This is a genomic window from Loktanella sp. DSM 29012 (genome assembly GCF_900110705.1).
Taxonomy (GTDB): domain Bacteria; phylum Pseudomonadota; class Alphaproteobacteria; order Rhodobacterales; family Rhodobacteraceae; genus Loktanella; species Loktanella gaetbuli.
This window is the reverse complement of the sequence record NZ_FOEJ01000006.1, coordinates 1-23,689: the sequence shown is the minus strand read 5'-3', so window position 1 is coordinate 23,689 and position 23,689 is coordinate 1. Positions and strand designations below refer to the sequence as shown.

General features: G+C 62.8%; 25 protein-coding genes. 18 read left to right on the top strand and 7 right to left on the bottom strand.

What is annotated here, in order from left to right; all coding sequences use genetic code 11:
• The first annotated feature begins 164 nt into the window (after positions 1–164).
• The 8 genes from BMX27_RS13945 (at position 165) to BMX27_RS13910 (ending at position 8,505) form a co-directional block, all read left to right on the top strand.
• Positions 165–1,667, top strand: a complete 1,503-nt coding sequence (locus BMX27_RS13945; RefSeq protein ID WP_090160526.1) for a replicative DNA helicase — start codon at positions 165–167, stop codon at positions 1,665–1,667.
• Positions 1,639–2,049 (top strand): GNAT family N-acetyltransferase, encoded by a 411-nt coding sequence (locus BMX27_RS13940; RefSeq protein WP_090160524.1) that lies wholly within the window; start codon positions 1,639–1,641, stop codon positions 2,047–2,049. Before BMX27_RS13945 ends, BMX27_RS13940 begins: the two co-directional genes overlap by 29 nt.
• 76 nt (positions 2,050–2,125) lie before the next feature.
• The gene (locus tag BMX27_RS13935; RefSeq protein WP_090160522.1) at positions 2,126–3,409 is read left to right on the top strand and encodes a hypothetical protein; all 1,284 of its coding nucleotides are present in this window, start codon (positions 2,126–2,128) and stop codon (positions 3,407–3,409) included.
• The gene (locus BMX27_RS13930; RefSeq protein WP_090160520.1) at positions 3,406–4,173 is read left to right on the top strand and encodes a COG3904 family protein; all 768 of its coding nucleotides are present in this window, start codon (positions 3,406–3,408) and stop codon (positions 4,171–4,173) included. Before BMX27_RS13935 ends, BMX27_RS13930 begins: the two co-directional genes overlap by 4 nt.
• Before the next feature lie 152 nt (positions 4,174–4,325).
• On the top strand, positions 4,326–5,381 hold the full coding sequence (gene alr / locus BMX27_RS13925) for an alanine racemase (RefSeq protein WP_090160518.1): 1,056 nt from the start codon (positions 4,326–4,328) through the stop codon (positions 5,379–5,381).
• A 311-nt stretch (positions 5,382–5,692) separates the two neighbouring features.
• Complete coding sequence (locus tag BMX27_RS13920; protein ID WP_090160516.1) at positions 5,693–6,484, top strand: DNA repair protein; 792 nt, start codon at positions 5,693–5,695, stop codon at positions 6,482–6,484.
• 59 nt (positions 6,485–6,543) lie between these two features.
• Entirely contained in the window at positions 6,544–7,908 is a 1,365-nt protein-coding gene (gene radA / locus BMX27_RS13915) for a DNA repair protein RadA (RefSeq protein WP_090160514.1), read from the top strand.
• A gap of 27 nt (positions 7,909–7,935) precedes the next feature.
• Entirely contained in the window at positions 7,936–8,505 is a 570-nt protein-coding gene (locus BMX27_RS13910; RefSeq protein WP_056033615.1) for a CvpA family protein, read from the top strand.
• 2 nt (positions 8,506–8,507) lie between these two features.
• Here BMX27_RS13910 and BMX27_RS13905 read toward each other — a convergent pair whose 3' ends face one another.
• Positions 8,508–9,635, bottom strand: a complete 1,128-nt coding sequence (locus BMX27_RS13905) for an AI-2E family transporter (RefSeq protein WP_090160512.1) — start codon at positions 9,633–9,635, stop codon at positions 8,508–8,510.
• A 216-nt stretch (positions 9,636–9,851) separates the two neighbouring features.
• On the opposite strand from BMX27_RS13905, the gene purF reads away from it, so the two are divergent.
• The 7 genes from purF to BMX27_RS13870 all read left to right on the top strand — a co-directional run bounded on the left by purF (position 9,852) and on the right by BMX27_RS13870 (position 15,709).
• Positions 9,852–11,351, top strand: a complete 1,500-nt coding sequence (gene purF / locus BMX27_RS13900) for an amidophosphoribosyltransferase (RefSeq protein WP_226747311.1) — start codon at positions 9,852–9,854, stop codon at positions 11,349–11,351.
• A 125-nt stretch (positions 11,352–11,476) separates the two neighbouring features.
• Positions 11,477–11,767: a mechanosensitive ion channel family protein gene (locus tag BMX27_RS13895; RefSeq protein WP_143056831.1), complete on the top strand. Its 291-nt coding sequence runs from the start codon at positions 11,477–11,479 to the stop codon at positions 11,765–11,767.
• A gap of 219 nt (positions 11,768–11,986) precedes the next feature.
• Positions 11,987–12,259, top strand: a complete 273-nt coding sequence (locus tag BMX27_RS13890; protein WP_090160507.1) for a hypothetical protein — start codon at positions 11,987–11,989, stop codon at positions 12,257–12,259.
• Between the two features lie 38 nt (positions 12,260–12,297).
• Entirely contained in the window at positions 12,298–12,942 is a 645-nt protein-coding gene (locus BMX27_RS13885; RefSeq protein WP_090160505.1) for an SDR family NAD(P)-dependent oxidoreductase, read from the top strand.
• Positions 12,943–13,021: 79 nt separating this feature from the next.
• Positions 13,022–13,804, top strand: a complete 783-nt coding sequence (gene surE, locus BMX27_RS13880; RefSeq protein ID WP_090160503.1) for a 5'/3'-nucleotidase SurE — start codon at positions 13,022–13,024, stop codon at positions 13,802–13,804.
• Positions 13,805–13,821: 17 nt separating this feature from the next.
• Complete coding sequence (locus tag BMX27_RS13875; RefSeq protein WP_371260149.1) at positions 13,822–14,442, top strand: protein-L-isoaspartate(D-aspartate) O-methyltransferase; 621 nt, start codon at positions 13,822–13,824, stop codon at positions 14,440–14,442.
• A 52-nt stretch (positions 14,443–14,494) separates the two neighbouring features.
• Positions 14,495–15,709, top strand: a complete 1,215-nt coding sequence (locus BMX27_RS13870) for a peptidoglycan DD-metalloendopeptidase family protein (RefSeq protein WP_090160499.1) — start codon at positions 14,495–14,497, stop codon at positions 15,707–15,709.
• 57 nt (positions 15,710–15,766) lie between these two features.
• On the opposite strand, the gene BMX27_RS13865 is transcribed toward BMX27_RS13870, so the two are convergent.
• From BMX27_RS13865 to BMX27_RS13850, 4 genes are read right to left on the bottom strand one after another with little or no spacing between them, the layout of a single operon-like run.
• Entirely contained in the window at positions 15,767–16,609 is an 843-nt protein-coding gene (locus BMX27_RS13865) for an ATP-binding protein (protein WP_090160497.1), read from the bottom strand.
• The gene (gene tatC, locus BMX27_RS13860) at positions 16,606–17,475 is read right to left on the bottom strand and encodes a twin-arginine translocase subunit TatC (RefSeq protein ID WP_090160495.1); all 870 of its coding nucleotides are present in this window, start codon (positions 17,473–17,475) and stop codon (positions 16,606–16,608) included. Before tatC ends, BMX27_RS13865 begins: the two co-directional genes overlap by 4 nt.
• Entirely contained in the window at positions 17,472–17,945 is a 474-nt protein-coding gene (gene tatB / locus BMX27_RS13855; protein ID WP_090160493.1) for a Sec-independent protein translocase protein TatB, read from the bottom strand. The genes tatC and tatB overlap by 4 nt, the downstream gene beginning before the upstream one ends.
• A 23-nt stretch (positions 17,946–17,968) precedes the next feature.
• Positions 17,969–18,196, bottom strand: a complete 228-nt coding sequence (locus BMX27_RS13850) for a twin-arginine translocase TatA/TatE family subunit (RefSeq protein ID WP_056033637.1) — start codon at positions 18,194–18,196, stop codon at positions 17,969–17,971.
• Between the two features lie 178 nt (positions 18,197–18,374).
• Here BMX27_RS13850 and BMX27_RS13845 point away from each other — a divergent pair, with 178 nt between their 5' ends.
• Positions 18,375–19,031 (top strand): helix-turn-helix transcriptional regulator, encoded by a 657-nt coding sequence (locus tag BMX27_RS13845; RefSeq protein WP_090160491.1) that lies wholly within the window; start codon positions 18,375–18,377, stop codon positions 19,029–19,031.
• Here BMX27_RS13845 and BMX27_RS13840 read toward each other — a convergent pair.
• Both BMX27_RS13840 and dusA read right to left on the bottom strand, forming a co-directional pair.
• Positions 19,028–19,840: a sulfite exporter TauE/SafE family protein gene (locus BMX27_RS13840; RefSeq protein ID WP_090160489.1), complete on the bottom strand. Its 813-nt coding sequence runs from the start codon at positions 19,838–19,840 to the stop codon at positions 19,028–19,030. The genes BMX27_RS13845 and BMX27_RS13840 overlap by 4 nt on opposite strands.
• 12 nt (positions 19,841–19,852) lie before the next feature.
• Positions 19,853–20,842 (bottom strand): tRNA dihydrouridine(20/20a) synthase DusA, encoded by a 990-nt coding sequence (gene dusA, locus BMX27_RS13835; protein ID WP_090160723.1) that lies wholly within the window; start codon positions 20,840–20,842, stop codon positions 19,853–19,855.
• 113 nt (positions 20,843–20,955) lie between these two features.
• Between dusA and BMX27_RS13830 the strand changes: the two genes are divergently transcribed.
• Positions 20,956–22,044, top strand: coding sequence for a site-specific integrase (locus BMX27_RS13830; RefSeq protein WP_090160487.1), 1,089 nt, complete (start codon positions 20,956–20,958; stop codon positions 22,042–22,044).
• An 89-nt stretch (positions 22,045–22,133) separates the two neighbouring features.
• Positions 22,134–23,327: a DUF932 domain-containing protein gene (locus BMX27_RS13825; RefSeq protein WP_090160485.1), complete on the top strand. Its 1,194-nt coding sequence runs from the start codon at positions 22,134–22,136 to the stop codon at positions 23,325–23,327.
• Positions 23,328–23,689 lie beyond the last annotated feature (362 nt).

Here is a 23,689-nt window from a genome sequence, read left to right as displayed (position 1 = left end):
GGGGGCGCTGCCCCCGGACCCCCGGGATATTTCAGACCAGAAGAAGAACTGGGTTCTGCGCGAATCCAGCCGATCGCGTTATCCACAGAAACATACAATTTGAGGCAGGCCGACGGCTGGGTTACACCCGTCGACACAGCAGACCGGGGATCAGGGGACAGGGCATGAACGAGGCAACAACTTTCAATGCGACGGGCGTGCACGAGGCCAGCATCGACCAGATGCCCCATTCGATCGAGGCCGAACAGCAGTTGCTTGGCGCGATCCTGACCAACAACGATATCTTTGACCGGATTGCATCCATCGTCGGCCCGCAGCATTTCTACGATCCGGTACATGCGCGGATTTTCGAATGCGCAGCGGCCCGGCTGGCCAAGAACGCGCTGGCCAGCCCCGTTACCCTGAAAAGCTACATGGAAGAGGATGAGGGCCTGAAGGAATTGGGCGGCGGTGCCTATCTTGTCCGGCTGGCGGCCTCTGCCGTGTCTGCCTTTGCGGTACGCGACTATGCCCAGATGATCTACGACCTCGCGATCCGGCGGCAATTGATCCAGGTCGGTCAGGAGATCGCATCAAAGGCCTGCAAGGTCGATGTGGCGTCCGAACCCAAGGACCAGATCGTCGAAGCGGAACAGGCTCTTTATGCGCTGGCGGAAAGCGGGACGGCCGACAGTGGTTTCCAGTCGTTTCTGCGGGCGGTCACGGATGCGGTCAACGTCGCCAACGCCGCCTACCAGCGCGACGGTGGCCTGGCTGGCGTGTCTACGGGTCTGAATGATCTGGACAAGAAATTGGGCGGGCTGCACAAATCCGACCTGCTGATCCTTGCCGGGCGTCCGTCGATGGGCAAGACGTCGCTGGCCACCAACATCGCCTACAACATCGCCAAGGCCTACAAGAAAGGCACCTTGCCGGACGGATCCGAGGGTGCGGTCAACGGTGGCGTGGTGGGGTTCTACAGTCTCGAGATGTCCGCAGAACAGCTGGCCGCCCGCATCCTGTCGGAGGCGGCGGAAGTGCCGTCCGAACAGATCCGCCGCGGCGACATGTCAGAGGTCGAGTTCCGCCGTTTCGTGGATGCCGCCAAGAAACTGGAATCCTGCCCGCTGTTCATCGACGACACCCCGGCGCTGCCGATTTCCCAGTTGGCCGCGCGGGCGCGCCGTCTGAAACGGACCCACGGGCTGGACGTGCTGGTCGTCGACTACCTGCAACTGGTGCGCGGCACCGGCAAGGGCGAAAACCGGGTGAACGAAATCTCGGAGATCACGATGGGCCTGAAGGCCATCGCCAAGGAGCTGAACATCCCCGTGATCGCCCTGTCCCAGCTGTCGCGTCAGGTCGAATCCCGCGAGGACAAGCGCCCGCAGCTGTCGGACCTGCGCGAATCCGGCTCGATCGAGCAGGATGCGGACGTCGTGATGTTCGTGTTCCGCGAGGAATACTACAAGGAACGCGAAAAACCCGGCGACCACGAGATGGACAAGATCGCCCTGTGGCAAGAGGAAATGGAACGCCTGCGCGGCAAGGCAGAGGTCGTCATCGGCAAACAGCGTCACGGCCCCATCGGCACGGTGGAACTGTCGTTCGAGGGCCGGTTCACCCGCTTTGGCAACCTGGTCAAGCCTTGGCAGGACAATGGCGGCGGCGGCGACGTCGGATTTTGATATCCGTGTCGTCACGCCGGCAGACATCCCCGATCTGGTCGTCATGTCGGACGCGCTTGGCGCATTTCATGGCGACGACAGCCACGCCTGCCCGGATGCCCTGACGCGCGATCTCTTTGGCACACCGCCCTGGCTGTGGGGGCTGATCGTACGACGCGGATTGAACCTGCACCACATTTTTGTCGTACCCGACCTGCGCGGGCGTGGGCTGGGGCGTGCGATCATCACCGCTGTCGAGGAACATGCACGCGGACTGGATTGCGCATATGTCAGCATCGGCACTGATCCCGACAATACCGGCGCGCAGGCGGCCTACGAGGCGATGGGCTATGCCCGGCGAAACCCCGGTCCAGCCTTCCGCAAGGTCTTGAACCCGGCCTAGGCGAAACCGCACGCGCCCGTTATTTGCATCCCGCTCAGCACCGCCTATCTTGGGCTGAACCAGCAGGAGCACCCCCATGTCCGACGACGACCCCCGCCTGTCCCGTGCGCAGGCGCGCGGCATCCGCAACGCCCGCGACCTGCAATCCCATGTCGACTGGCTGGACAGCATCACGGGAACGGCGCTGGGTGTGCTGGCCGTGGCATCGGGCATCTATACCTACCTCGGCGTGTCATCGCTGCTGGATGACAACGGTGCACTGTCGGTCTTTGCGGCGCTTGCCTATTCGGTGGCCGTGTCGGTCGGGATCTTCGTGTTCTGGTCCTACATGATGCGCCTTTTGCCCGCTGTGCGCACCGGGGCCGCGCGGATCGGGCTGATGCTGTCGATGGCGCTGGGGTCGCTGGCCATCGTTGCGATGTCGTCCTGGCTGAACGCGGCAGCGCTGGCCGGGGCCGCCGCCGTCGAACAGCATCTGGCCGAAACCGTGCAGGACTACCAGGCCGCGCTCGAACGTGCGGACGAGATCACGCAATCCGCGCAATCGCTGGCGCGTGACGTGGCCCGCGTGCGGCAGTCCTTTGACGATCTGTCCGAACAAGAAGCAACGGGTCAGCTTTCGGGATTCGCCGGTCAGGGGGCCGTATTCCGTCTCTTGCGCCAGAAATCGGACGAGCTGACGGCGCTCGAGGCCCAGATCACCGCACAGCAACCCCTGGTCGAACAGGCCTTTGTCGAAGGCAATGCGATCCTGTCACGGATGCGCGCGCTGACCGTGGAACAAGGTCCGGTCGAGGCACGATCGGTGCCGTTCAGCGAAGAGGCCGTGCGCCTCGCCAATGTCATCACGCAGTTGCGGCAATTGTCGGTAGCGCCTCTGGTCAGCCGCGCCGCCACCGACCTTGCGGATTCGGTCGTCCTGCCGCAACTGGACGGCAGCAACGACACCACGCGGGCCGGACAGCAGGCAACGATCGATGCCGTGCTGGCCGTGCTGCGCCAACGTGCCGAGGGGCTTCAATCGGCGGCACAGGCCGTGCTGTCGATGACGCCGCCTGCAGACATCAGCTATACGCCGATCTCTTCCGCAGACGCCGTGATCAAGTACGCCGGCAGCTTTGTGCCCAGTTGGGCGGGGGCCATCGCCATCGACCTGCTTCCGGCCGTGCTGGTGCTGATCCTCGCCGTCACACAGGCCGCGATCCGTGTCGGCCGCGAAGGCACCGCCACCGAGGACAGCATGACCCTGGCCGAACTGCGCGCGGCCGTGACGGCGATCCGTGACATGGACACTTCGCTTGATCGCGCGCCGCGGCCCGTCCCGCCACCACCACCGCCCGCCCAAGAGCCGGACACATGACGGCCAGACCGCATCAGACAGGCCGCTGGCTAAAATGGATCCTCGGGCTGCAGGTCGTCTTTGCGGGCGTGATGCTCAGCTCTGACCTGGCACGCATCCTGCCGCAGATCGCAAGCCCCTCGACCGCGCCCGGCCTGACTGAACCACTGGGCCCCGGCGACCAGACCCGGCGCTATGATCCCAGCCAGGTCAGTCCGCGCGCACCCCGTCCAGGATCGCGTCCGATCCCCGCAACGACGGACATGCCCTCGCGGCTGGAATTCGTCGACACGGTCTGGAACGGGGCACCTGTCATTACCCTTACGGGCAGCATTGCACCGGGTGACGCCGACCGCTTTGCCACCTTTCTTGCGACCGTCGATCCCGCGCCGGAACAGGCGTTTCTCAACAGTCCGGGCGGGTCGGTCAGCGATGCGCTGACCCTTGGTCGTGCCCTGCGCGCCGCAGGGATCGGCACGCGCATGACAGCGACGGACATCTGCCTGTCCGCCTGCCCCTACATCCTGTCGTCCGGCACCACGCGACAGGTCGAGGACGGCGCATTGGTTGGCGTGCATCAGCATTATTTTGGGGAAAACACCGCCCTGCCCGCCTTTCTCGCCGTCGAGGACATTCAGCGCGGCCAGGGCGAGGTCATGAGCTTTCTCGACGACATGGGGGTCGATCCGCTGGTCATGCAGCACGCGCTAGTCACCCCACCTGACGAAATCTACCTGCTGACCGCCGGGGAGCTGACCGAATACAGGATCGTCACGGCTGACTAAGATGACGCGCGACCCCCGGCAGCACCGGACACCTGCATCATCTTGCCCGAAATACTCCCGCCGGAGGCGCCGCATTTTCGCAGAAAATGCGTCACCCCCGCTGGCTACTCCTCCCGATTGCCCAGCCCGCAAAACAGTGGCACAAGGCAGGTATGAGCACTGGACATCTGACGATCGACCTCGGCGCCGTGGGCGCAAACTGGCGCAGCCTGAACGCGCTGACCTCCTGCGAAACCGCTGCCGTGGTCAAGGCGGACGGTTACGGCCTGGGGGCGGGCCGCGTTGCGGCAGCGCTGGCAAAGCAGGGCGCGCGGATCTTCTACGTCGCGGTCGCCGAAGAAGGTGCCGCCCTGCGCGCAGCCTTAGGCGACCGGGCCCAGATACGGGTTCTGACCGGCCACATGAAAGGCGACACACAGCTGCTGGTGGACCACCACCTGACACCGATCCTGAACAGCCTGTCACAGATCGACCGCCATTTTCGGGATCTGCCGGACCATCCCTTTGGTCTTCAGCTTGATACCGGCATGAACCGGCTGGGACTGGAATGGGATGACTGGGCACAGGTGGCCGAACCCGCCCTTCGGCGCAAACCTGTCGTGGTGATGTCTCACCTTGCCTGCGCGGATGAACCCGATCATCCCATGAATCCCTATCAGCTGGACGTGTTTCACCAGATGACCGATGGCATCACCACACCGCGCAGCCTTGCTGCGACCGGCGGGATGCTGCTGGGGTCCGAATATCACTTTGATGAATGCCGTCCCGGAATTGGTCTTTATGGTGGCCTGCCCTTTGCAGCGGCGCGGCCTGTGGCCCGGCTCGATCTGCCGATCGTGCAGATCCGCGACCTGACCGAAGGCGAGGTCGTGGGCTATGGGAACAGCTGGCAGGCCGAACGTCCCACGCGCCTCGCCACCTTGTCGGCCGGATACGCCGACGGGTTGCTGCGCGCGGGATCGGGGCGGGCAACGCTTTGGGCGGGGTCACAGCCCTGCCCGCTGGTCGGTCGTATTTCGATGGATCTGATCACGGTGGATATCACCGATCTGCGGGATGATCCCGTTTCACTGTCCATCCTGTCACCGGATCAGACCGTTGACGACCTGGCCCGCGCGGCCGGCACCATCGGCTATGAAATCCTGACCAGCCTGGGTGCGCGCTACAGCCGTCGCTACGCCGGAGAAGCGACCCGATTCGGGTCCTAATGCGATGAATCTGGCAATATTTTGACGCTCTCCGGCAACACCGGCGGTCAAAGTGTCGAAATCAGATAGGGGATAGCGAAATTATCCACAATTCTGGTTCGACTGGCGGAAAAACGCCTAACAATCTGAAAATCCTGACGGTTTTTTCAACTGTCAATTGACGATAGCCTACCCAATCCGGGGGGCCGTCAATCATTGTTTCGCAGGTGTATACAATCGAGACAGGCCGTTCCGCAAAGCATGTAGGACGCCCTCGAAATTCGCCCTATGGTTAATCCGTAGTATGAGACTTTCCGATCGGACCCACCGCGATGTCGCTTTCCATTCGTTACGTGATCCAGATCTTGCATGCCGTGTCGTTGTTTGTCGTGGCCGTCGTGGCGGTGTCAGCGTTGGTGTTCACATCGCTCAGTGCGCTTGGCGTGACCGGTTGGCTGACATTCGAGGCATCTGTGGGCGGTGTACCCTATCCACATGCGGGGATGTGGCTTCAGATCGGTCTGACGGTCTTGCTGTCCGCGATGGCGTTTTTCCTGCCGACCAACGCCCGGATGATGGCGCTGGAACGCAGTCACCGCGATTTCCAGATCAGCATGGACGATATCAAGGTCGCCTATAACGCGGTGCATCATGCCGACCGTCAGGGCATCTTCAGCCTCAGCTCCGAATTTGATGCGGTGCGCGAACGGCTGGCCTATCTGCGCGATCATCCCGACCTCGTGCGTCTGGAACCCGGCGTCCTCGAGGTGGCGGCACAGATGGGCCAGACGTCCCGGCATCTGGCCGAAGTCTATTCAGAAGATCGGGTCGCGCGTGCCAAGGCGTTCCTCGCCGCCCGCCAGAAAGAGGCCGAGGATCAGCAAGAACAGATCCTGGAGGCGTTGCACATCTGCGAACAGATCCGCAGTTGGTCCGCGCAGGTCGAGATGGAGGAATCTCGCGTCGCAAACCAGCTCGCGCATCTGGACGAAGCGTTGCAAAGCGTTCTGCCGCTGCTGGGATACGCGCTGGAACATGACACATCGCTGGATCAGGACACGGAACAAGACGCACCACCCAGCAACATCGTTAATCTGCCCGCACAGAAACCAGCCGCCGAATAGGCTGACCTCCGCGAAAATGCGCCGTTGCCAGTCAGCCTGCTTTGGGGCAAAAGGTGAACATGGCTAAGGATCTGACATTTACCTGTTCCGACTGCGGTGCGGCATCGGCCAAATGGTCGGGGCGTTGCGACGCCTGTGGCGCATGGAACAGCATCGTCGAGGATGCGGGCCTGTCCAGCGGCCCCAAAAAACAGGGACTGGGCAAACATCGCGGCAAATCGATCCCGCTGACCGACCTTGCCACCCAAGAGGCGGAACCGCCCCGCACGCAGTCCGGTGTCACGGAACTGGACCGTGTTCTGGGGGGCGGCCTGACCAAGGGGTCGGCCCTGCTCGTCGGCGGGGATCCCGGCATCGGCAAATCGACATTGCTGCTGCAGGCCGCGGCACGGTTTGCGCGCAACGGCCTGCGGGTCGTCTACATTTCGGGCGAGGAATCGAATGCACAGGTACAGATGCGCGCCCGCAGGCTGGGCTTGGAAAAATCGCCCGTGCGTCTGGCCGCCGAAACCAACCTGCGCGACATCCTGACGACATTGGATCAGGACACGCCTGATCTGTGCGTGATCGATTCGATCCAGACCATGTGGTCCGACACCGTCGAAAGCGCACCGGGCAGCGTCAGTCAGGTCCGATCCTGCGCGCACGAATTAACGACCTTTGCGAAAAAGCGGGGCATGTCCGTCGTCATGGTCGGCCACGTCACCAAGGAAGGTGCGATCGCAGGCCCCCGCGTCGTCGAACACATGGTCGATACCGTGCTCTATTTCGAAGGCGAGCGTGGGCACCAGTTTCGCATCCTGCGCAGTGTGAAAAACCGCTTTGGCCCGGCCGATGAAATCGGCGTGTTCGAAATGACCGGCAAGGGTCTGGCAGAGGTTAAAAACCCCTCTGCCCTGTTCCTGTCCGAACGCGGCGAACCGGCCCCCGGTTCTGTCGTCTTTGCCGGGGTCGAAGGCACACGCCCCGTCCTGTGCGAAATTCAGGCGCTGGTCGCACCCTCGCCGCACAGCCAGCCGCGCCGGTCCGTCGTGGGTTGGGACGGCGGGCGGCTTGCCATGATCATGGCGGTTCTGGAATCGCGCTGCGACGTGCCGTTCACCGGTCTGGATGTCTATCTGAACGTCGCGGGCGGCCTGCGGATCAATGAACCCGCCGCCGATCTGGCGGTGGCCGCAGCACTGGTTTCCGCCCGAGAGGATGCCGCCCTGCCCAAGGAGGCGGTCATTTTCGGTGAAATCAGCCTGTCGGGTGCGTTGCGTCCGGTCATTCAGACGGAAAATAGATTGAAAGAGGCGCAGAAACTTGGTTTTACCTCGGCGATCATGCCGCGCGCGCCCAAGGGCACGCAAGGCGCCGGGATGGACCTGCGGGAAATGCAGGATCTGGCCGGTTTCGTAGAACAGGTTTTTGGCGCGCGCTAGCGGCCACGGGCCAGCCGGGGGACGCACATGGACGGTTTCACCATCATTGACGGCATCGTGGCCGCCACAATCGTTATTTCGGCGCTGCTGGCCTATTCGCGCGGTCTGGTCCGCGAGGCGATGGCCATCGCAGGCTGGATCGGGGCGACGATTCTGGCGTTCCTGTTTGCCGGTCAAGCCGAACCGCTGGTGCGCCAGATCCCGGTGCTGGGTGATTTCATCGGTGACAGCTGCGAATTGTCGATCATCGCGGCCTTTGCCGTGGTGTTCGCCGTGGCGCTGGTGGTCGTTTCGATATTCACACCCCTGTTTTCCAGCGTGATCCAGCGGTCGGCGCTGAATGGTCTGGACCAGGGACTGGGGTTCCTGTTTGGCGTTGCCCGCGGTGTCCTGCTGGTGACGGTGGCGTTCTTTGTCTATCAGACGGTACTGTCTGCACAGGATATCGCCATGGTCGAGGACAGCCGTTCCGCACGCATCTTTACCCAGTTCGGCGGCACGCTCGAAGATCGCGACCCCGAGGCAGCACTGGGCTGGATCACGTCGCAGTATGCCGCGTTGATCGGCGAATGCGGTGCCACGACCGACGTTCAGTAACCTCAATCATCCTTGTGCGCGCCGTGATCCTCAAAGGCGATCGGCGCGCGCCGCAGGTCCCGCAATTCCGAACTGTCGGCCCCTGACAGGAAATTGCTGACGATAGCCAGGCTGTCGATATTGTCTGCCACCACTTTGAACACCACCAGGAACGGCACGGCGACCAGCGCGCCGGGAATACCCCATAGCCACGCCCAGAGCACGACCGTCAGGAAAACCGCGACGGTATTCATCTTGAGCTGACGGCCCAACAGCGACGGGGTCACGAAATTGCCCTCGATCGTCGTGAAGGTAAGATAGACCAGAGGGGCCAGCAGGGCATATCCGAATTCGTCAAAGGTGATGATCGAAATTGCCCCGACCATCAAAACCCCGGCCATCGCCCCCAGATACGGCAGATAGTTCAACAAGAACGCCACGATGCCCCAGAGCCAGCCATAAGGCAGCCCCAGCAGCGTCAGAGCGACGCCGATGCACAGTCCCAGCGACGCGTTGATGACCGTAATCGTCAGCAGGTAATGCGACACCTTGCGTTCGATGTCATAGACCATGGTCAATGCGCGTTTCTTGCCACTCATGGTTTCAAAGCTCTGGACCAGCTTGATGTAGAACATGTCACCCGACGCCAGCAGAAATGTCGCCAGCACCAGCGCCACAGCCAATGTGGCACCCAATGTGCCGGCCATGTCGAATGCACTGTCCAGCATGGTCGGCTGTTGCACCACGACCTCTTGGGCTGCTTCACCGCCCGCTGCGGCCATCTTGGCCACGTCCTCGCCAGCCTGCCGCACACTTTCGAGCTGGCGGAACACGCCAGCCAGTTTGAACTGCAATTCGCGCGCCAGATCATCGAAATCCGACATCCAGGTGCTGACTGTTCCCGCGCCAAACAAAATGATCAGCCCGATCAACGTCGTGGTGATCGCGATCAGGCCGACGCCCGATGCCCAGTGCGGGACCCCGATGCGCGACAACCCGCGCGAAACCGGCGACAATGTCAGGGCAATCAGAAACCCGAGCATGACAGGCAGGATCAGGTCACGCGCAAAATAACAGGTCACGAAAATCGCGATCAACATCAACAGGGTCAGGCTGCGCCGTATGGATTCAAGGTGCGTCGCTGATTTCATTTGGGATGGGGCTTTCGTTTTGGCTGCAACTGGGGCAAAGCGCCGCAGCTTAGGTTTTCAACACCGCAGGTCACGCAATGTTCCCGATCACGTGATCGCGGTGGCCATTTTCGGTCTGACCTGCCCCGCCATGCAAATGTCGTGTGACAGTCTCGTGACTCTGCCGCGGGCATTGGTTAAACGCATCGCAACCGCCCCCGGAACCGGAGCTGCCACGTGCGCAATGCGAGCCATCCTGCCCCCGCGAAATCATTGCCTTCTCATCCGTTCGATCCCGATGATGACAAGCTCAAGGAGGAATGCGGCGTCTTTGGCGTCGTCGGCGTTTCGCAGGCTTCCAACTTTATCGCACTCGGCCTGCACGCCCTGCAACACCGTGGCCAAGAGGCCGGTGGTGTCGTGACCTACGACAGCACCACGGGGTTCAATCAGGCCCGCCGCATGGGTCTGGTGCGGGACAATTTCACCAGCGCGGAAACGCTGGCGCTGCTGCCGGGCAATATCGGCATCGGTCACGTGCGCTATTCCACCGCCGGGTCCAAGGGGCAGACGGCGATTCGTGACGTGCAGCCGTTCTTTGGCGAATTTTCCATGGGCGGCGCGGCCATCGCGCACAATGGCAACATCACGAATGCCGTGGCCCTGCGGCGCGAGTTGATCGAGCGTGGCTCGATCTTTCAATCGTCCAGCGATTCCGAATGCATCATCCACCTGATGGCGAGGTCGATGGGCCGCACGATCCCCGACCGTATGGAAGAGGCACTGCGCAAAGTCGAAGGCGCGTTTTCCGTGGTCGCCATGACCCGATCCAAGCTGATTGGCTGTCGTGACCCGCTGGGCGTGCGTCCGTTGGTGCTGGGTCAGCTGGGCGACGGCTGGGTGCTCGCGTCCGAAACCTGTGCACTGGACATCGTGGGTGCCGATTTCATCCGTGAAATCGAACCGGGCGAAATGTTGGTCATCAGCGCGGAAGACGGCGTGCAAAGCCATTTCCCGTTCCGCCGCCGGAAATCACGCTTCTGTATCTTTGAACATGTCTATTTCAGCAGGCCGGATTCGTCGCTGGGGGGCCGTTCGGTCTATGAAACCCGAGAGGCCATCGGCCGCGAACTGGCCAAGGAAGCACCGGTCGATGCCGATCTGGTCTGCCCTGTTCCCGATAGCGGCACGCCCGCTGCAATTGGTTATTCGCTGGAATCCGGCATTCCCTTTGCGATGGGGATCGTGCGCAACCAATACATGGGCCGCACGTTCATCGAACCGTCCGAACAGATCCGCAACATGGGCGTGCGCCTGAAACTGAACGTGAACCGTGCCCTTATACAGGGCAAGCGGGTGATCCTGGTCGACGACAGTGTCGTGCGCGGCACCACCAGCCAAAAGATCAAGGAAATGATCCTCGAGGCCGGCGCCGCCTCTGTGCATTTCCGTATCGCCAGCCCGCCGACGGTCTGGCCCTGCTTTTACGGCGTGGACACGCCCGAACGTGAAAAACTGCTCGCCGCCCGCATGACAGAGGCCGAGATGACAGCCCATCTGGGCGTCGACAGCCTCAAGTTCATCTCGCTGGACGGGCTTTACCGTGCCGTGGGCGAGCCCGGTGGCCGCGATCCGAAATCCCCGCAATATTGCGACGCCTGTTTTTCCGGCGACTATCCCATTGTGCCCTCGGACAAGATCGAGGCCGGTTTCAAGACCAAGGAACCGGCGGAATAGAGCGCAAAACACCTGCCGCCCGGTTCATGATCGTGCCGGGCACCAACGCCCCCGTCTGACGCCCATTGCGGCATAGGGGGGCTCGTATCGTCGCACCCGACGCAGACATATGCTCTGACTGTGTGGTGGTCCTGACGTCTACAATTTTCTACGCATCCTTTGACGGCGTGATGGCCGACCCCGCGCCTGAAACCATCCCTGTCAGGCAGGGCGATTCCGCCAATATCATCCGCCTGCGCTGGTGGACCAAATCATCGAAAGTGGACCGCATCCACATTCGGTGTAATCTCATTCAGGAAACCTGCACCGCGTTGGACAAGGCCAGTATCGGTCTGCCTTACCCCACGCAGGTGCACCTGTTCCACGACAAGACAGAGGCCAGCGACGGCATCAGGTCGCGGCAACGCGAGGTCTGACCCGCCAACCGCGACGACCCTGGACTGCGCCGCATCGCGGACGCCTTGCGGGATCGTGATCGCAAGGGTTTAAAACGGGGCGGGGCTGCGCTGAAAACCGCCGATCCGGTCACCTGATTTGAGCACATCCCAGCACGGATGCCGCGCTGCGGCATTTACCGCTGTTCCCTCATTCAGAACTCCTTCAGTTGGCGCGCGAGCCCAGATGGAGCCGAGAACATGACCGACGCAAGCACGACCAACCCCATCCCCGACGACGTGGCACAGATCGCTGTCGCAGAAGAAAAACTGGACATGACGACCTTGGCACTCATCGGACTGCGGCTGTCGCAAAACGGCAATGCGGCGCTGATCCGAACCGCACGCGGTGCGATCAGCCAGGTAACGATCGGTGATCGCGTGGATAACATGACCGTCGTGGCCGTATCTGAACAAGGGCTCAGCCTTCTGGACCGCAGCGGTGTCACACGCAGGTTGACGATGCCAGGCTGACACTGGACAGCGCCGCCTTGCTGCGGCAAAGGGTGCGCATGACAGATAAGATCGCCCTCATCACCGGTGCCTCTCGTGGCCTTGGCGCGGCACTTGCCACCGCCCTCGCACCCACGCACCATATCGTTGCCGTTGCACGCACCGTTGGCGCGCTCGAAGAACTGGACGACGCGGTCAAGGCCGCGGGCGGTCAGGCCACGCTAGCGCCGATGGACATTTGCGTCGACGCAGCCATGCAGCAACTGTGCCGCGGTATTTTTGATCGTTGGGGCAAGCTGGATCTGTGGGTCCACACGGCCATCCACGCGGCACCCCTGGCACCTGCCGGACACATCGGGCCCAAGGACCTTGCGAAATCGCTCGATGTCAACGTGACGGCCACGGCCCGGCTGATCGGTTATGTCTCGCCGCTTCTGGGTGCGCAGGGGCGCGCGGTGTTCTGCAACGACCACCCTGCAGGTCAGAAATTCTACGGCACATATGGTGCCACCAAGGCCGCACAGCTGGCGCTGGTCAACAGTTGGGCCGCCGAGACGGTCAAGACCGGACCGCAGGTCCGCCTGATCGACCCCGCCCCGATGCCCACAGCATTGCGCGCCCGGTTCTATCCCGGCGAAGACCGCAGTGCATTGGCCAGCCCGGCATCAGAGGCCGCCCGGCTGCTGCCCGAAATACTGGCTTGATCCTAACCCCGCGCGGGGCAAGCGCTTGCCCCGCCTTTTTCCATGACCTAACGTGCGGCAACACGCGCAAAGGGCTGTCATGCGGATACTCATCACCAACGACGACGGCATCAACGCCCCGGGTCTGGCCGTCCTGCACGACATCGCGTCCGCAATCGCTGGTCCCACGGGCGAGGTCTGGACCGTGGCCCCCGCGCAGGAACAATCCGGCGTCGGGCATTGCATCAACTATACCCATCCCACGATGGTCACACAGCTGGACCCGCGGCGTTTCGCGGTTCAGGGATCGCCGGCCGATTGCGTGCTGGCCGCATTGTTCGACATCCTGCCCGGGGAACCCGATCTGATCCTGTCGGGCGTGAACCGCGGCAACAACGCCGCTGAAAACGTGCTCTATTCCGGCACGATCGGCGCCGCGATGGAGGCTGCGTTGCAGGGTCACCGGGCCATCGCATTGTCGCAGTACTATGGTCCACGGAACATGGACCCCGAACATGCCTTTGCAGCCGCCGCCGCCCATGGTGTTGCCACCATCAACAGGCTGCTGGCCGCCGACGTTTGGGACGATGCCGACTACTGCCTGTTCTGGAACGTGAATTTCCCCCCCGTCCCGGCCGCAGAGGTGGCGGGATTTCAGGTCACGACCCAAGGGTTCCGCCGCGGCGGTCATCATCACGTGGTCCGCGCCGAAACCCCGGGTCACCGGCATTTTTTATGGGTCAAGGGAGGCGATCAGCAACGCGCGACCGGGGCAGGCACCGATGCACAGGCCAATGTCGATGGCTATATCTCGGCCACGCCGATGCGCGCGGACCTCACGGCGCACGATGTGATCGACCAGATGCGGGACAGGCTGGCTTGACCGATCCGCAAACCCAGATGCAGTTCCTCTTTGCCCTCAGGTCCAAGGGGGTGACGAACGAACGCGTGCTGACAGCGATGGAACGCATCGACCGGTCGCGATTTGTCAACAAGGGCCTCTTTGCCGAACGTGCCTACGAGGACATGCCGCTGCCCATTGCCTGCGGCCAGACCATCAGCCAGCCGTCGGTCGTCGGGATCATGACGCAGGCCCTCGATGTTCAGCCCCGACACAAGGTCCTCGAGATCGGAACCGGGTCAGGCTATCAGGCGGCGATCCTCAGCCAGCTCGCGCGCAGGGTTTATACGGTGGACCGTTTCCGTCGCCTCGTGACCGAGGCCCAGACGATCTTTGACGCGCTCGATCTGCACAACATCACCGCATTGGTCGGCGACGGCAGCCACGGGTTGCCGGAACAGGCCCCGTTCGACCGCATCCTTCTGACCGCAGCAGCCGAGGACCCGCCCGGCCCGCTTTTGGCGCAATTGCGCGAGGGCGGGATCATGGTGCTGCCCGTGGGCCAGTCAGATACCGTTCAGACCCTGATCCGCGTGACACGTACACCACAGGGCCTTGATTACGCGGAATTGCGCGATGTGCGCTTTGTTCCCTTGATTGAAGGCCTCGGAGAGGACTAAAACGATGGCCAACCCGCGCAAGACGGACCCCGCAGTGGACAGGAGCCCATCCATGACCCAGACCCGCCGTAACGCAGCCCTGCGCCTGACCTTCAGTTGCGCGGGGATCGCCTTGATGGCGGCCTGCGACGCCGGCCTGCCGGACATCGACTTGCGGGATCGCACCGGCGCATTCGATACATCGCCGGCGGTGGGAAATCTGCCGGATCGACCCGATCCCGACCAGCGCGGCGTCATCACCTATGCCGACTATCAGGTCGCCGTCGCGCGACGTGGCGATACGGTCGCCTCGATCGCATCCCGCGTCGGTGTCGATCCCGCGACGCTTGCCAGTTTCAACGGGATCGAAAAGGGCGTCACGCTGCGCGATGGCGAGGTGCTGGCCTTGCCGACCCGCGTTCCGGGCGCACAAACGACGGTGCCGCTGGATGTGACCGCGGTGGCAACAACGGCGCTGGACCGCGCAGATGCCACATCCGGCGGGCTGGCCGTACCGGCCGCGTCACCGGCCCAGACGACCGCCACCCAACCGATCCGCCATCGCGTCGAACGCGGTGAAACGGCGTTTTCGATCAGCCGCCTGTACAACGTCCCCGTCGGCACGCTGGCAGAATGGAACGGTTTGGATTCCAGCCTCACCGTGCGCGAGGGTCAGTTCATTCTGGTGCCGCAGGGCGGCGGTGCCGCCGATCCTGCGGGCGGCCCGATCACGGCCCCCGGTATCGGCAGCACATCGCCCGTGCCACCCTCGGCTGCGGCCCCCCTGCCCGCCAGCACGCCATCCGTCGCGGCACCTGTGACATTGCCCGATGCACCCGATCTGACGACAGCGGCCCCGACAGTGTCGGAAACAGCATCCGCACCGCCGCCGCCTCCACCGCCAGCCCCCGCCCCGGCGGCCACACCCGCAGCAAACGAGGCACGTTTCGTCAGGCCGTTGGCTGGCGCGATCATCCGCGACTACAGCCCCGGGCGCAACGAAGGCATCGACATCGCGGCGACCGCGGGCACCACGGTTAAGGCCGCCGACAGCGGCACCGTTGCAGCCGTCACACAAGACACGTCAGGCACATCCATCGTGGTTGTCAAACATGCAGACAACCTGCTCACCGTCTACACCAACCTCGAGAACCTGAGCGTCGCCAAAGGCGACAGCGTCGCACGCGGCGGCAATCTGGGTCAGGTTGGCGCAGGTGACCCGACATTCGTGCATTTCGAGGTGCGGCGCGGGCTGAACTCGGTCGATCCGAACGAATTCCTGCCCTGAGCCTTTCTTCTGGCCCGAAATATCCCGGGGGTCCGGGGGCAGCGCCCCCGGGCGATCCTACTGGATCGCCACGCCGCGTCGTCCTGCCAAATCCGTAAAGTACTGCCAGGCCACGCGACCGGACCGGCTTCCACGGGTGGCCTGCCATTCGATCGCTTCGGCGCGCAGTGTGGCGTCATCAATGGCGATGCCGTAGGAATCGCAATACCCGCGGATCATGGTCAGGAATTGATCCTGATCGCAGGCGTGGAACCCCAGCCACAGGCCGAAACGGTCCGACAGGGAAACCTTTTCCTCGACCGCCTCGCCCGGTGTGATCGCCGTGGCGCGTTCGTTCTCGATCATCTCGCGCGGCATCAGGTGCCGCCGGTTCGATGTGGCGTAAAGCACGACATTGTCGGGCCGCCCTTCGATGCCGCCGTCCAGCACGGCCTTGAGCGATTTGTAATGCGCATCATCGTGGCTGAACGACAGGTCATCGCAAAACAGTATGAACTGCGCGTCCGCACCGCGCAGCAGGTGCAGGCAGCGGCTGATCGACGGCAGGTCCTCGCGCTGAATCTCGATGATCTTCAGCTGCGGATGGCTGGCATTCAGTTTGCCATGCACCGCCTTGACCAGACTGGATTTTCCCATCCCGCGCGCGCCCCACAACAGCGCATTGTTGGCCGGCAACCCTTCGGCAAAACGGCGGGTGTTTTCCAGCAATGTATCACGCGACCTGTCGATCCCGACCAGCAGGTCAACATCCACGCGGGACACGCGATCAACGGGCACCAGACTGTCAGGATCGGCCTGCCAGACGAACGCGTTCGCCGCGCTGAAATCCGGGGCGACCGCAGGGCCCGGACGCAGCCGTTCCAGGGCGGCCGCGATCCGTTCGAGGGCTGCATCACTCATTTCGCGTCATCATCGATCGGGTTTCCGTCAAGATCCTCATTTTCGCCGACAATGCCTTCGGCGCGCAGCTTGGCCAGACGCTGCCGTTCGACACGCGCGACAAGCTGGATCGACACCTCGTACAGGCCATAAACTACGACAAACAGGATCACCTGACTGACGACATCCGGCGGTGTCGCCAACGCCGCCACCAGCAGGATGCCGACCACGGCATATTTACGCGTGTTGCGCAGACCCACCGCGCTGACCAGACCAGCCTTGCCCATCAGGGTCAGCAGGACGGGCAGCTGGAAACACAGGCCAAAGGCCACGATAAATTTGATCGTCAGGTTCAGATAGGCCTTGGCCGATCCCTGAAACAGCAGACCCGCCGCCTGCGTCGTTGCCCCTTCTGGTCCGTCGGTCAGTGTGTTGCCCTGCTGAAACCCGAGAAAGAAATCGAACGCCAGCGGCGTGATGACGAAATAGGCGAATGACGCGCCGAGGAAAAACATGAACGGCGAGGCCACCAGAAACGGCAGAAACGCGCCCTTTTCGGTCTTGTACAGCCCCGGTGCCACGAACCGCCACAACTGGTAGCTGATGACCGGGAACGCCAGCACCAGACCGCCCAGCAGTGAAATCTGGATCGCGACAAAGAAACCTTCTTCGAGGGCGATAAAGATCAGGCCGCAGTCCTGGCCGTCCAGTTCAAGCGCGCGGCACAGCGGACGTGTCAGGAAATCAAATATCGGGTTCCAGACGGTGAAACAGATGATCATCCCGATGATGAACGCAACCAGCGACCGGATCAGCCGGTCGCGCAATTCGGTCAGGTGCTCGATCAGCGGTGCGGCACTGTCGTTGAGTTCGTCGGCAGCGCTCATGCCTTGGCCTCATCCTTGGGTTTGGGGGGCGTGTCCGTGGTATCGGTCGCCTCGGCTGACATGAAATCGGCGTTGTCTGCGTCCATTTCGGCCTGAGCCGCCTCGCGCGCCTGACGGTCCTCGGCCGCCTGTGCGGCAGCGGCACTGATCTTGTCCTTAGCAGCCTGCCGTTCGGCGGACAGCTTGGCCGTGGCGGATGCGGGCTTGTCCTTCAGACCGGCGGCCTCACGGGCCTTGTCCAGTCCAAAGGCCTGCGGATTGGCCGCCGCCTTGATCGACTTGGAGATATCCTTGACCCCCGCATCGTCGGCCGCAGCCTCCATCGCGCGGCTGAATTCGGACGCCATGGCCCGCGCCTTGCCGGTAAACTGTCCCAGCGTGCGGAACATGTTAGGCAGGTCCTTTGGCCCGATCACGATCAGGGCCACGATCCCCAAAAGGATCATTTCGCTCGCGCCAAGGCCGAACATGGGCAGCGCCCCCTATCTGTGGCTTAGACTTTGTCTTTGTCGGCTTTGTCGACGCTTGCGTCAGGTGTGACGTCGCGCGCGTCGCCAAAGCTGTCGTCCAGTTCTTTCTTGCCGTCGTCGACACCGCGTTTGAACGCGGTGATGCCCTTGCCGACCTCGCCCATCAGCGACGAAATCTTGCCGCGCCCGAACAGGACCAGTACGACGACGGCGATCAGCAGAAGGCCCGGAAGGCCGATGTTGTTCAACATTTCAAATTCCCCTTTGCGCGCGGCGGGTGGCTTCCCACGGCGGTAATGACCCAACAGACATAAAACGCGGTGCGCCCGTTTGAAAGGGCTTTCACGGAATTGCAAACGGGCAATCCACCTTTTTTTGCTGGACTTTTCACAACTTGCGACAGAAACCTGTCAGGAGGGAGGATCGCCTGTGAAACGTGCCGACAGGCTGATGCGGATCGTGCAATTGCTGCGCCGTGGCGGGCTTCACCGGGCCGAGGCGCTGGCGCAGGCCACAGGCGTGCACGTCCGCACGATCTATCGCGACATGGACACGCTGGCCGCCTCTGGCGTACCGGTCTCGGGGGAGCGCGGCGTGGGCTACCGGATCACCGCAGCGGTCACACTGCCCGCGCTGAACTTGACCATGGACGAGGTCGAGGCACTGACGATCGGTCTTGCAGTCGTGGCACAGGGCCATGACGGGGAACTGTCGCGCGCTGCACAGGGTCTGTCGGCAAAACTGGACGCGCTCTTGCCAGAGGAATCGGGCGATCCCGCGCATCACGCACTGGCGATCTATCCGTTTGCCGATGCCGCACGCGGGTTTCAGCACCTGGCGGCGTTGCGGCAGGCGGTGCGGGCCCGCCAGCGCGTGCAGGTGACAATAGGCGATCAGACCGCGACCTTGCGGCCGCTGCGTCTGGACTATTGGGGCAGGCTCTGGACGTTGACGGCGTGGAACGAAACCGGTCGCAGGTTCGACGACCTGCGACTGGATCAAATGACAGGGCTGCGCCTGCTGCCCGGTCTATTCGTCGACGAACCGGGCAAGACGCTGGCCGACTACCGCGCAAATGCGTTCTAGAACAGCACCTTGCGCAGCATGTTCAGCGCCACCAGGATCAGGAACACGCCAAACCCCCGCTTGAGCGGTTTTGCGTCGATCCGGTGGGCCAGCGCGGCCCCCATCGGGGCGGTGATCAGCGTCATGGCGATGACCAGCAGGAACGCCACCGCATTGACCGACCCGATCGTGAACGGCGGCGCGTCCTGCATTGGCGTCAGCAGGAAACCCACGACCGCAGGCACCGCGATGATCACGCCAAATCCAGCCGCCGTTGCCACAGCCCGGTGGATGGGCACCCCGAACAGCGACATCACCGGCACGCCGAAAGACCCGCCACCAATCCCCATCAGCACCGATAAAAAACCCAGCATCGGTGACAGGATCGCGCGCAGCACGCCCTTGGGCATCGCATCGCCCAGTCGCCAGTGATTACGCCCCGTCGCCATGTAAAGGCCGACAATCACGGCCAGAACGCCGAAAATCGCCTGAAGCGCGCTGGTGCGCAACTGTGCCACCAGCAAGGTGCCAAGGATTGCACCGATCACGATGCCCGGGGCCCATGTTTTCAGGATATCCCAGTCAACCGCACCCTTCTTGTTGTGCGACATGACCGACCGGATCGAGGTCACGATGATCGTAGCGAGGGATGTGCCAAGGCACAGGCGCATCACCTCTGGCCCGTCGAACCCCAGCCCCACGAAGGCGTAATAGAACGCAGGCACCAACACGATGCCACCACCGACGCCCAGCAAACCGGCCAGAATCCCACCAAAGGCGCCGATGACCAGCAACAGCGCCCCCATCTGCAACAGCAACACAACATCCATGACTGGTTCCCCCTATTCAGCGGCAACCTGCGTCACGAAGGCGAGCGCGTCCAGCATCGTTTGCGATGATGCGCCGTCGCGCGATGCATTTTCCGACAGGTGACGTCGCCACATCCGCGCACCCGGCCGACCCTGAAACAGCCCCAGCATGTGCCGGGTGATCTGGTGCAGGCGGCCGCCCTGCGCGATATGCGCATCGACATAAGGGACCATCTGCATGACCGCCTCATGCGCCGTGATGGCGTGATCGGTGCCAAAGATGCGGCGGTCAGCATCCAGCAGGATCGCGCTGGGGTCGTGATAGGCCGCCCGCCCGACCATCACGCCATCCAATCCCTTGGCCAGAAAATCCTCTGCAAGATCAAGGCTGTCTATCCCGCCGTTCACGCTGAGATGCAGGTCTGGAAAGCGGTCCCGCATCGCCAGCACCAGGTCGTAATCCAGCGGGGGTATATCGCGGTTTTCCTTGGGGCTGAGGCCTTGCAACCACGCCTTGCGCGCATGGATCGTGAACCGCGTCACACCCGCCCCCGCGACCCGTTCCAGAAAATCGGGCAGCACCTGCGCGGGGTCCTGATCGTCCACACCGATCCGGCATTTCACGGTGACCGGAAGATGCGTGGCGTCCTGCATCGCCGTGACACAGGCCGCGACCAGATCGGGTTCTGTCATCAGGATGGCACCGAAACGCCCTGACTGCACACGGTCCGACGGGCAACCGCAATTCAGATTGACCTCGTCATAACCTGCTGCGGTCGCGATTTGTGTCGCCTCTGCCAAGAGCGCAGGCTCTGATCCACCCAGCTGCACGGCCACGGGATGTTCCTGTGCATTGAACCGCAAGAGCCTGTCGGTGTCGCCCAGCACCACAGCAGGTGCCGTCACCATTTCGGTATAAAGCAACGCCTGACGCGACATCAACCGGTGAAAATACCTGCAATGCCTGTCGGTCCAATCCATCATGGGGGCCGTAGACAATCTAGCGTGTTGATTTATTTGCATTTTTTGTGTATCTTCAAACTGTTGGCGGCGGATGCTGCTACGCTGGAACACGCCCCAATATCCCCGAATTTGCCCCTCTACGACGACTCATTGCACACACAGCGCACACGAAAATGGCCTCCATCACCAAGCTCCCCTCCGGTGCCTACCGGGTCCAGATCAGACGAAAGGGCCGCTACGCGAGCGAGACGTTTCTCCGTCGCGACGATGCCCATCGCTGGGCCCGCCAAGCGGAGACCCGGGTCGATCAGGGGTTGGCGCCGAACAAGTCGTCCGTTTCCCGCCTCCAGACCTTTGGCGACCTCATTGACCTTCATATAACCGATATGTGCGAGGTAGGGAAACCGCCGCGTCGCAGCAAGGCCGCCACACTCACCACGTTGAAGCGCGATCTTGGGAAGGAACGGATCGGTCACCTCGATCGGCAGAAGCTGATCGACTACGGCAAGATGCGTGCGGACCAAGGCGCGGGACCAGTGACTCTCGGGATCGACATCGGGGTGATCAAGATGATCATCACCCACGCTGCCGCCGTGCACGGGCTCGATATTTCTCCCGAACCCGTTGATCTGGCGCGTGTCGCGCTCAAGCGTCTCGGCCTGATCGGCAAGGGCACGGAGCGGGATCGTCGCCCCACCACCGATGAGTTGAACCGCCTCTTCCGTTGCTTCGATGACAACGAACGCCTGACCCTGCCGATGACACGCATCGTGAAGTTCGCGGTGACCACCGCCATGCGGCTCGACGAAATCTGCCGGGTCGAATGGACCGATCTCGATGTCGACCGCCGGATGCTCCTGATCCGCGACCGAAAAAACCCGCGCAACAAGACTGGAAACGACCAGCGGATCCCGCTCTTCGCCGCCTCGGGGTTCGATGCCTGGGTGTTGGTCACCGATCAGGCCAAGGAACTCGGGCACGCAAGAGGCCGGATCTTTCCCTACAACTCGAGATCGGTCGGAACGGCCTTCCGGCGCGCCTGCGTCGAGGTCAGCGTAAAGGACCTGCATTTCCACGATTTGCGCCATGAGGGCACAAGCCGCCTGTTCGAGGCCGGATTCGCGATCGAACAGGTCTCGCTGGTCACCGGCCACAAGGATTGGAAGATGCTGCGCCGGTACACGCATATCCGCCCGGAAACGCTGCACCGCCTCGCGGCGTCGCGCGCCCCTTCCCCGCTCGAGACCCGCGTAGCCGAGTGACCGGAGGGTCGGAGGGGTGCCGTCCCGGCCCGTGACGGGTTTGGAGGTCGAGAGAGAGGCTTTCGGCCGCCCGTCGCGGGAGAAAACCCATGAATACCCAGATTATCGATGCCGGGCGTGACATCAGCGGCGGCTACAAGGTGGATGTGTCGCGCGGCACCAACGTGGACCGCGTGTCGTCGGAGTGGTTCTCGCGGCCGGATGACGAGCGGTATCTGTCGCTCGACGATCTCTTCGCCTCGGTCAAGGGCCGGGCGGAGCGGAGCCGGACGCGCACCGTGGAGAGTGCGGCGATCCGGGTCGAGGCGCATCGCGACGACCCGGAGAAGCTCGGGCTTGTCCTGCCGGGCGCGGATGAACCCATCGCACCGACGCATTGGTCCTTTGGCCAGCTCTCGAGCCTCGTCGGCGCGCCTGCCGCCTATCTACGACAGTTGCCCGCGCCGCTGGCGGGGATCAACCTGCAATACGGGCTGACGAACCACCGGGCCGAGCAGATCAAGACCATGGAAGTCGCCAATGGTCGCACGGAACTGCGCGCCGTGACCGGCCCCGATTACGGGCGTATCTACGACCACGAACTGGTCTCCGCCGTTCAGCGCATCGCGGGCAACGGCACGGGCGACACGCGCTGGAAGGTGCCCGGCGTGCTCGACTGGTCGACGGGCATCTACAACCCCCGCGTGGACGTGACTAAGGAGACGACGACGCTCTACGCTTCGGACCGCGACGTGTTCCTGTTCCTCGTCGACGATCTCAACCCGATCGAGGCGGGGCTGCTGCCCGATGGCTCGCCCGACCTCTATTTCCGGGGGTTCTATTGCTGGAACTCCGAGGTGGGGGCCAAAACGCTCGGCATCGCCAGCTTCTACCTGCGCGCGGTCTGCCAGAACCGCAACCTGTGGGGCGTCGAAGATTTCCAGGAGATCACCATTCGGCATTCGAAATACGCCGCCTCCCGCTTTGCCCACGAGGCTGCGCCTGCGCTCAGCCGCTTCGCCGAGTCCTCGCCCGTGCCCTTCATCGACGGCATCCGCGCGGCGCGCGAGAAGATCGTCGCGCGGACAGACGAGGACCGTCAGGACTTCCTGCGCAAGCGCGGTTTCTCGAAGGCGGAGACGGGGCGGATCGTCGAGTCGGTGCTGGCCGAAGAAGGCCGCCCGCCCGAGAGCGTCTTCGACTTCGTGCAGGGGATCACGGCGGTGGCTCGGTCAAAGCCGCAGCAGGACGCGCGGTTGGTGATGGAGGGGAAGGCGAAGGTGTTGTTGGAGAAGGTCGTTTAAGAACATTCGGGTGGCGGCCTTCGAACAGCGTCGCGGCCCGTTAAGGACACGATAGATCGCCGCCTTGCACGAAAGCCTCAATCTCGCCAATTTGTTGATGAAGGTAAGTTTGAATTGCGACCGCGTCACCGCAGGCCTCTTTGGTCCATGTAAGGCGTTCGGTCGAAATAGGGGCCAGTTCACTCGGGAGAGCTAGTTGTCTTACATTATTGCGCATGTGGCATTCGATAAGTCAGGAAAGACCTATCCAGTTAATTGTCTCCGAACTGACCTGCTCCCCTAAAAAGTCCGCGATTTGGGGTTAGTCTGTTCCTTGTAAAGGAGACGGACGATGAAGCGATCAAGGTTCACGGAAGAACAGA

Coding starts and splice junctions, on each gene's coding strand:
- BMX27_RS13945 (WP_090160526.1), top strand. CDS start 165: ATGAACGAGGCAACAACTTTCAATGCGACGGGCGTGCACGAGGCCAGC.
- BMX27_RS13940 (WP_090160524.1), top strand. CDS start 1,639: ATGGCGGCGGCGGCGACGTCGGATTTTGATATCCGTGTCGTCACGCCG.
- BMX27_RS13935 (WP_090160522.1), top strand. CDS start 2,126: ATGTCCGACGACGACCCCCGCCTGTCCCGTGCGCAGGCGCGCGGCATC.
- BMX27_RS13930 (WP_090160520.1), top strand. CDS start 3,406: ATGACGGCCAGACCGCATCAGACAGGCCGCTGGCTAAAATGGATCCTC.
- alr (WP_090160518.1), top strand. CDS start 4,326: ATGAGCACTGGACATCTGACGATCGACCTCGGCGCCGTGGGCGCAAAC.
- BMX27_RS13920 (WP_090160516.1), top strand. CDS start 5,693: ATGTCGCTTTCCATTCGTTACGTGATCCAGATCTTGCATGCCGTGTCG.
- radA (WP_090160514.1), top strand. CDS start 6,544: ATGGCTAAGGATCTGACATTTACCTGTTCCGACTGCGGTGCGGCATCG.
- BMX27_RS13910 (WP_056033615.1), top strand. CDS start 7,936: ATGGACGGTTTCACCATCATTGACGGCATCGTGGCCGCCACAATCGTT.
- BMX27_RS13905 (WP_090160512.1), bottom strand. CDS start 9,635: ATGAAATCAGCGACGCACCTTGAATCCATACGGCGCAGCCTGACCCTG.
- BMX27_RS13890 (WP_090160507.1), top strand. CDS start 11,987: ATGACCGACGCAAGCACGACCAACCCCATCCCCGACGACGTGGCACAG.
- BMX27_RS13885 (WP_090160505.1), top strand. CDS start 12,298: ATGACAGATAAGATCGCCCTCATCACCGGTGCCTCTCGTGGCCTTGGC.
- surE (WP_090160503.1), top strand. CDS start 13,022: ATGCGGATACTCATCACCAACGACGACGGCATCAACGCCCCGGGTCTG.
- BMX27_RS13875 (WP_371260149.1), top strand. CDS start 13,822: ATGCAGTTCCTCTTTGCCCTCAGGTCCAAGGGGGTGACGAACGAACGC.
- BMX27_RS13870 (WP_090160499.1), top strand. CDS start 14,495: ATGACCCAGACCCGCCGTAACGCAGCCCTGCGCCTGACCTTCAGTTGC.
- BMX27_RS13865 (WP_090160497.1), bottom strand. CDS start 16,609: ATGAGTGATGCAGCCCTCGAACGGATCGCGGCCGCCCTGGAACGGCTG.
- tatC (WP_090160495.1), bottom strand. CDS start 17,475: ATGAGCGCTGCCGACGAACTCAACGACAGTGCCGCACCGCTGATCGAG.
- tatB (WP_090160493.1), bottom strand. CDS start 17,945: ATGTTCGGCCTTGGCGCGAGCGAAATGATCCTTTTGGGGATCGTGGCC.
- BMX27_RS13850 (WP_056033637.1), bottom strand. CDS start 18,196: ATGTTGAACAACATCGGCCTTCCGGGCCTTCTGCTGATCGCCGTCGTC.
- BMX27_RS13840 (WP_090160489.1), bottom strand. CDS start 19,840: ATGGATGTTGTGTTGCTGTTGCAGATGGGGGCGCTGTTGCTGGTCATC.
- dusA (WP_090160723.1), bottom strand. CDS start 20,842: ATGCAAATAAATCAACACGCTAGATTGTCTACGGCCCCCATGATGGAT.
- BMX27_RS13830 (WP_090160487.1), top strand. CDS start 20,956: ATGGCCTCCATCACCAAGCTCCCCTCCGGTGCCTACCGGGTCCAGATC.
- BMX27_RS13825 (WP_090160485.1), top strand. CDS start 22,134: ATGAATACCCAGATTATCGATGCCGGGCGTGACATCAGCGGCGGCTAC.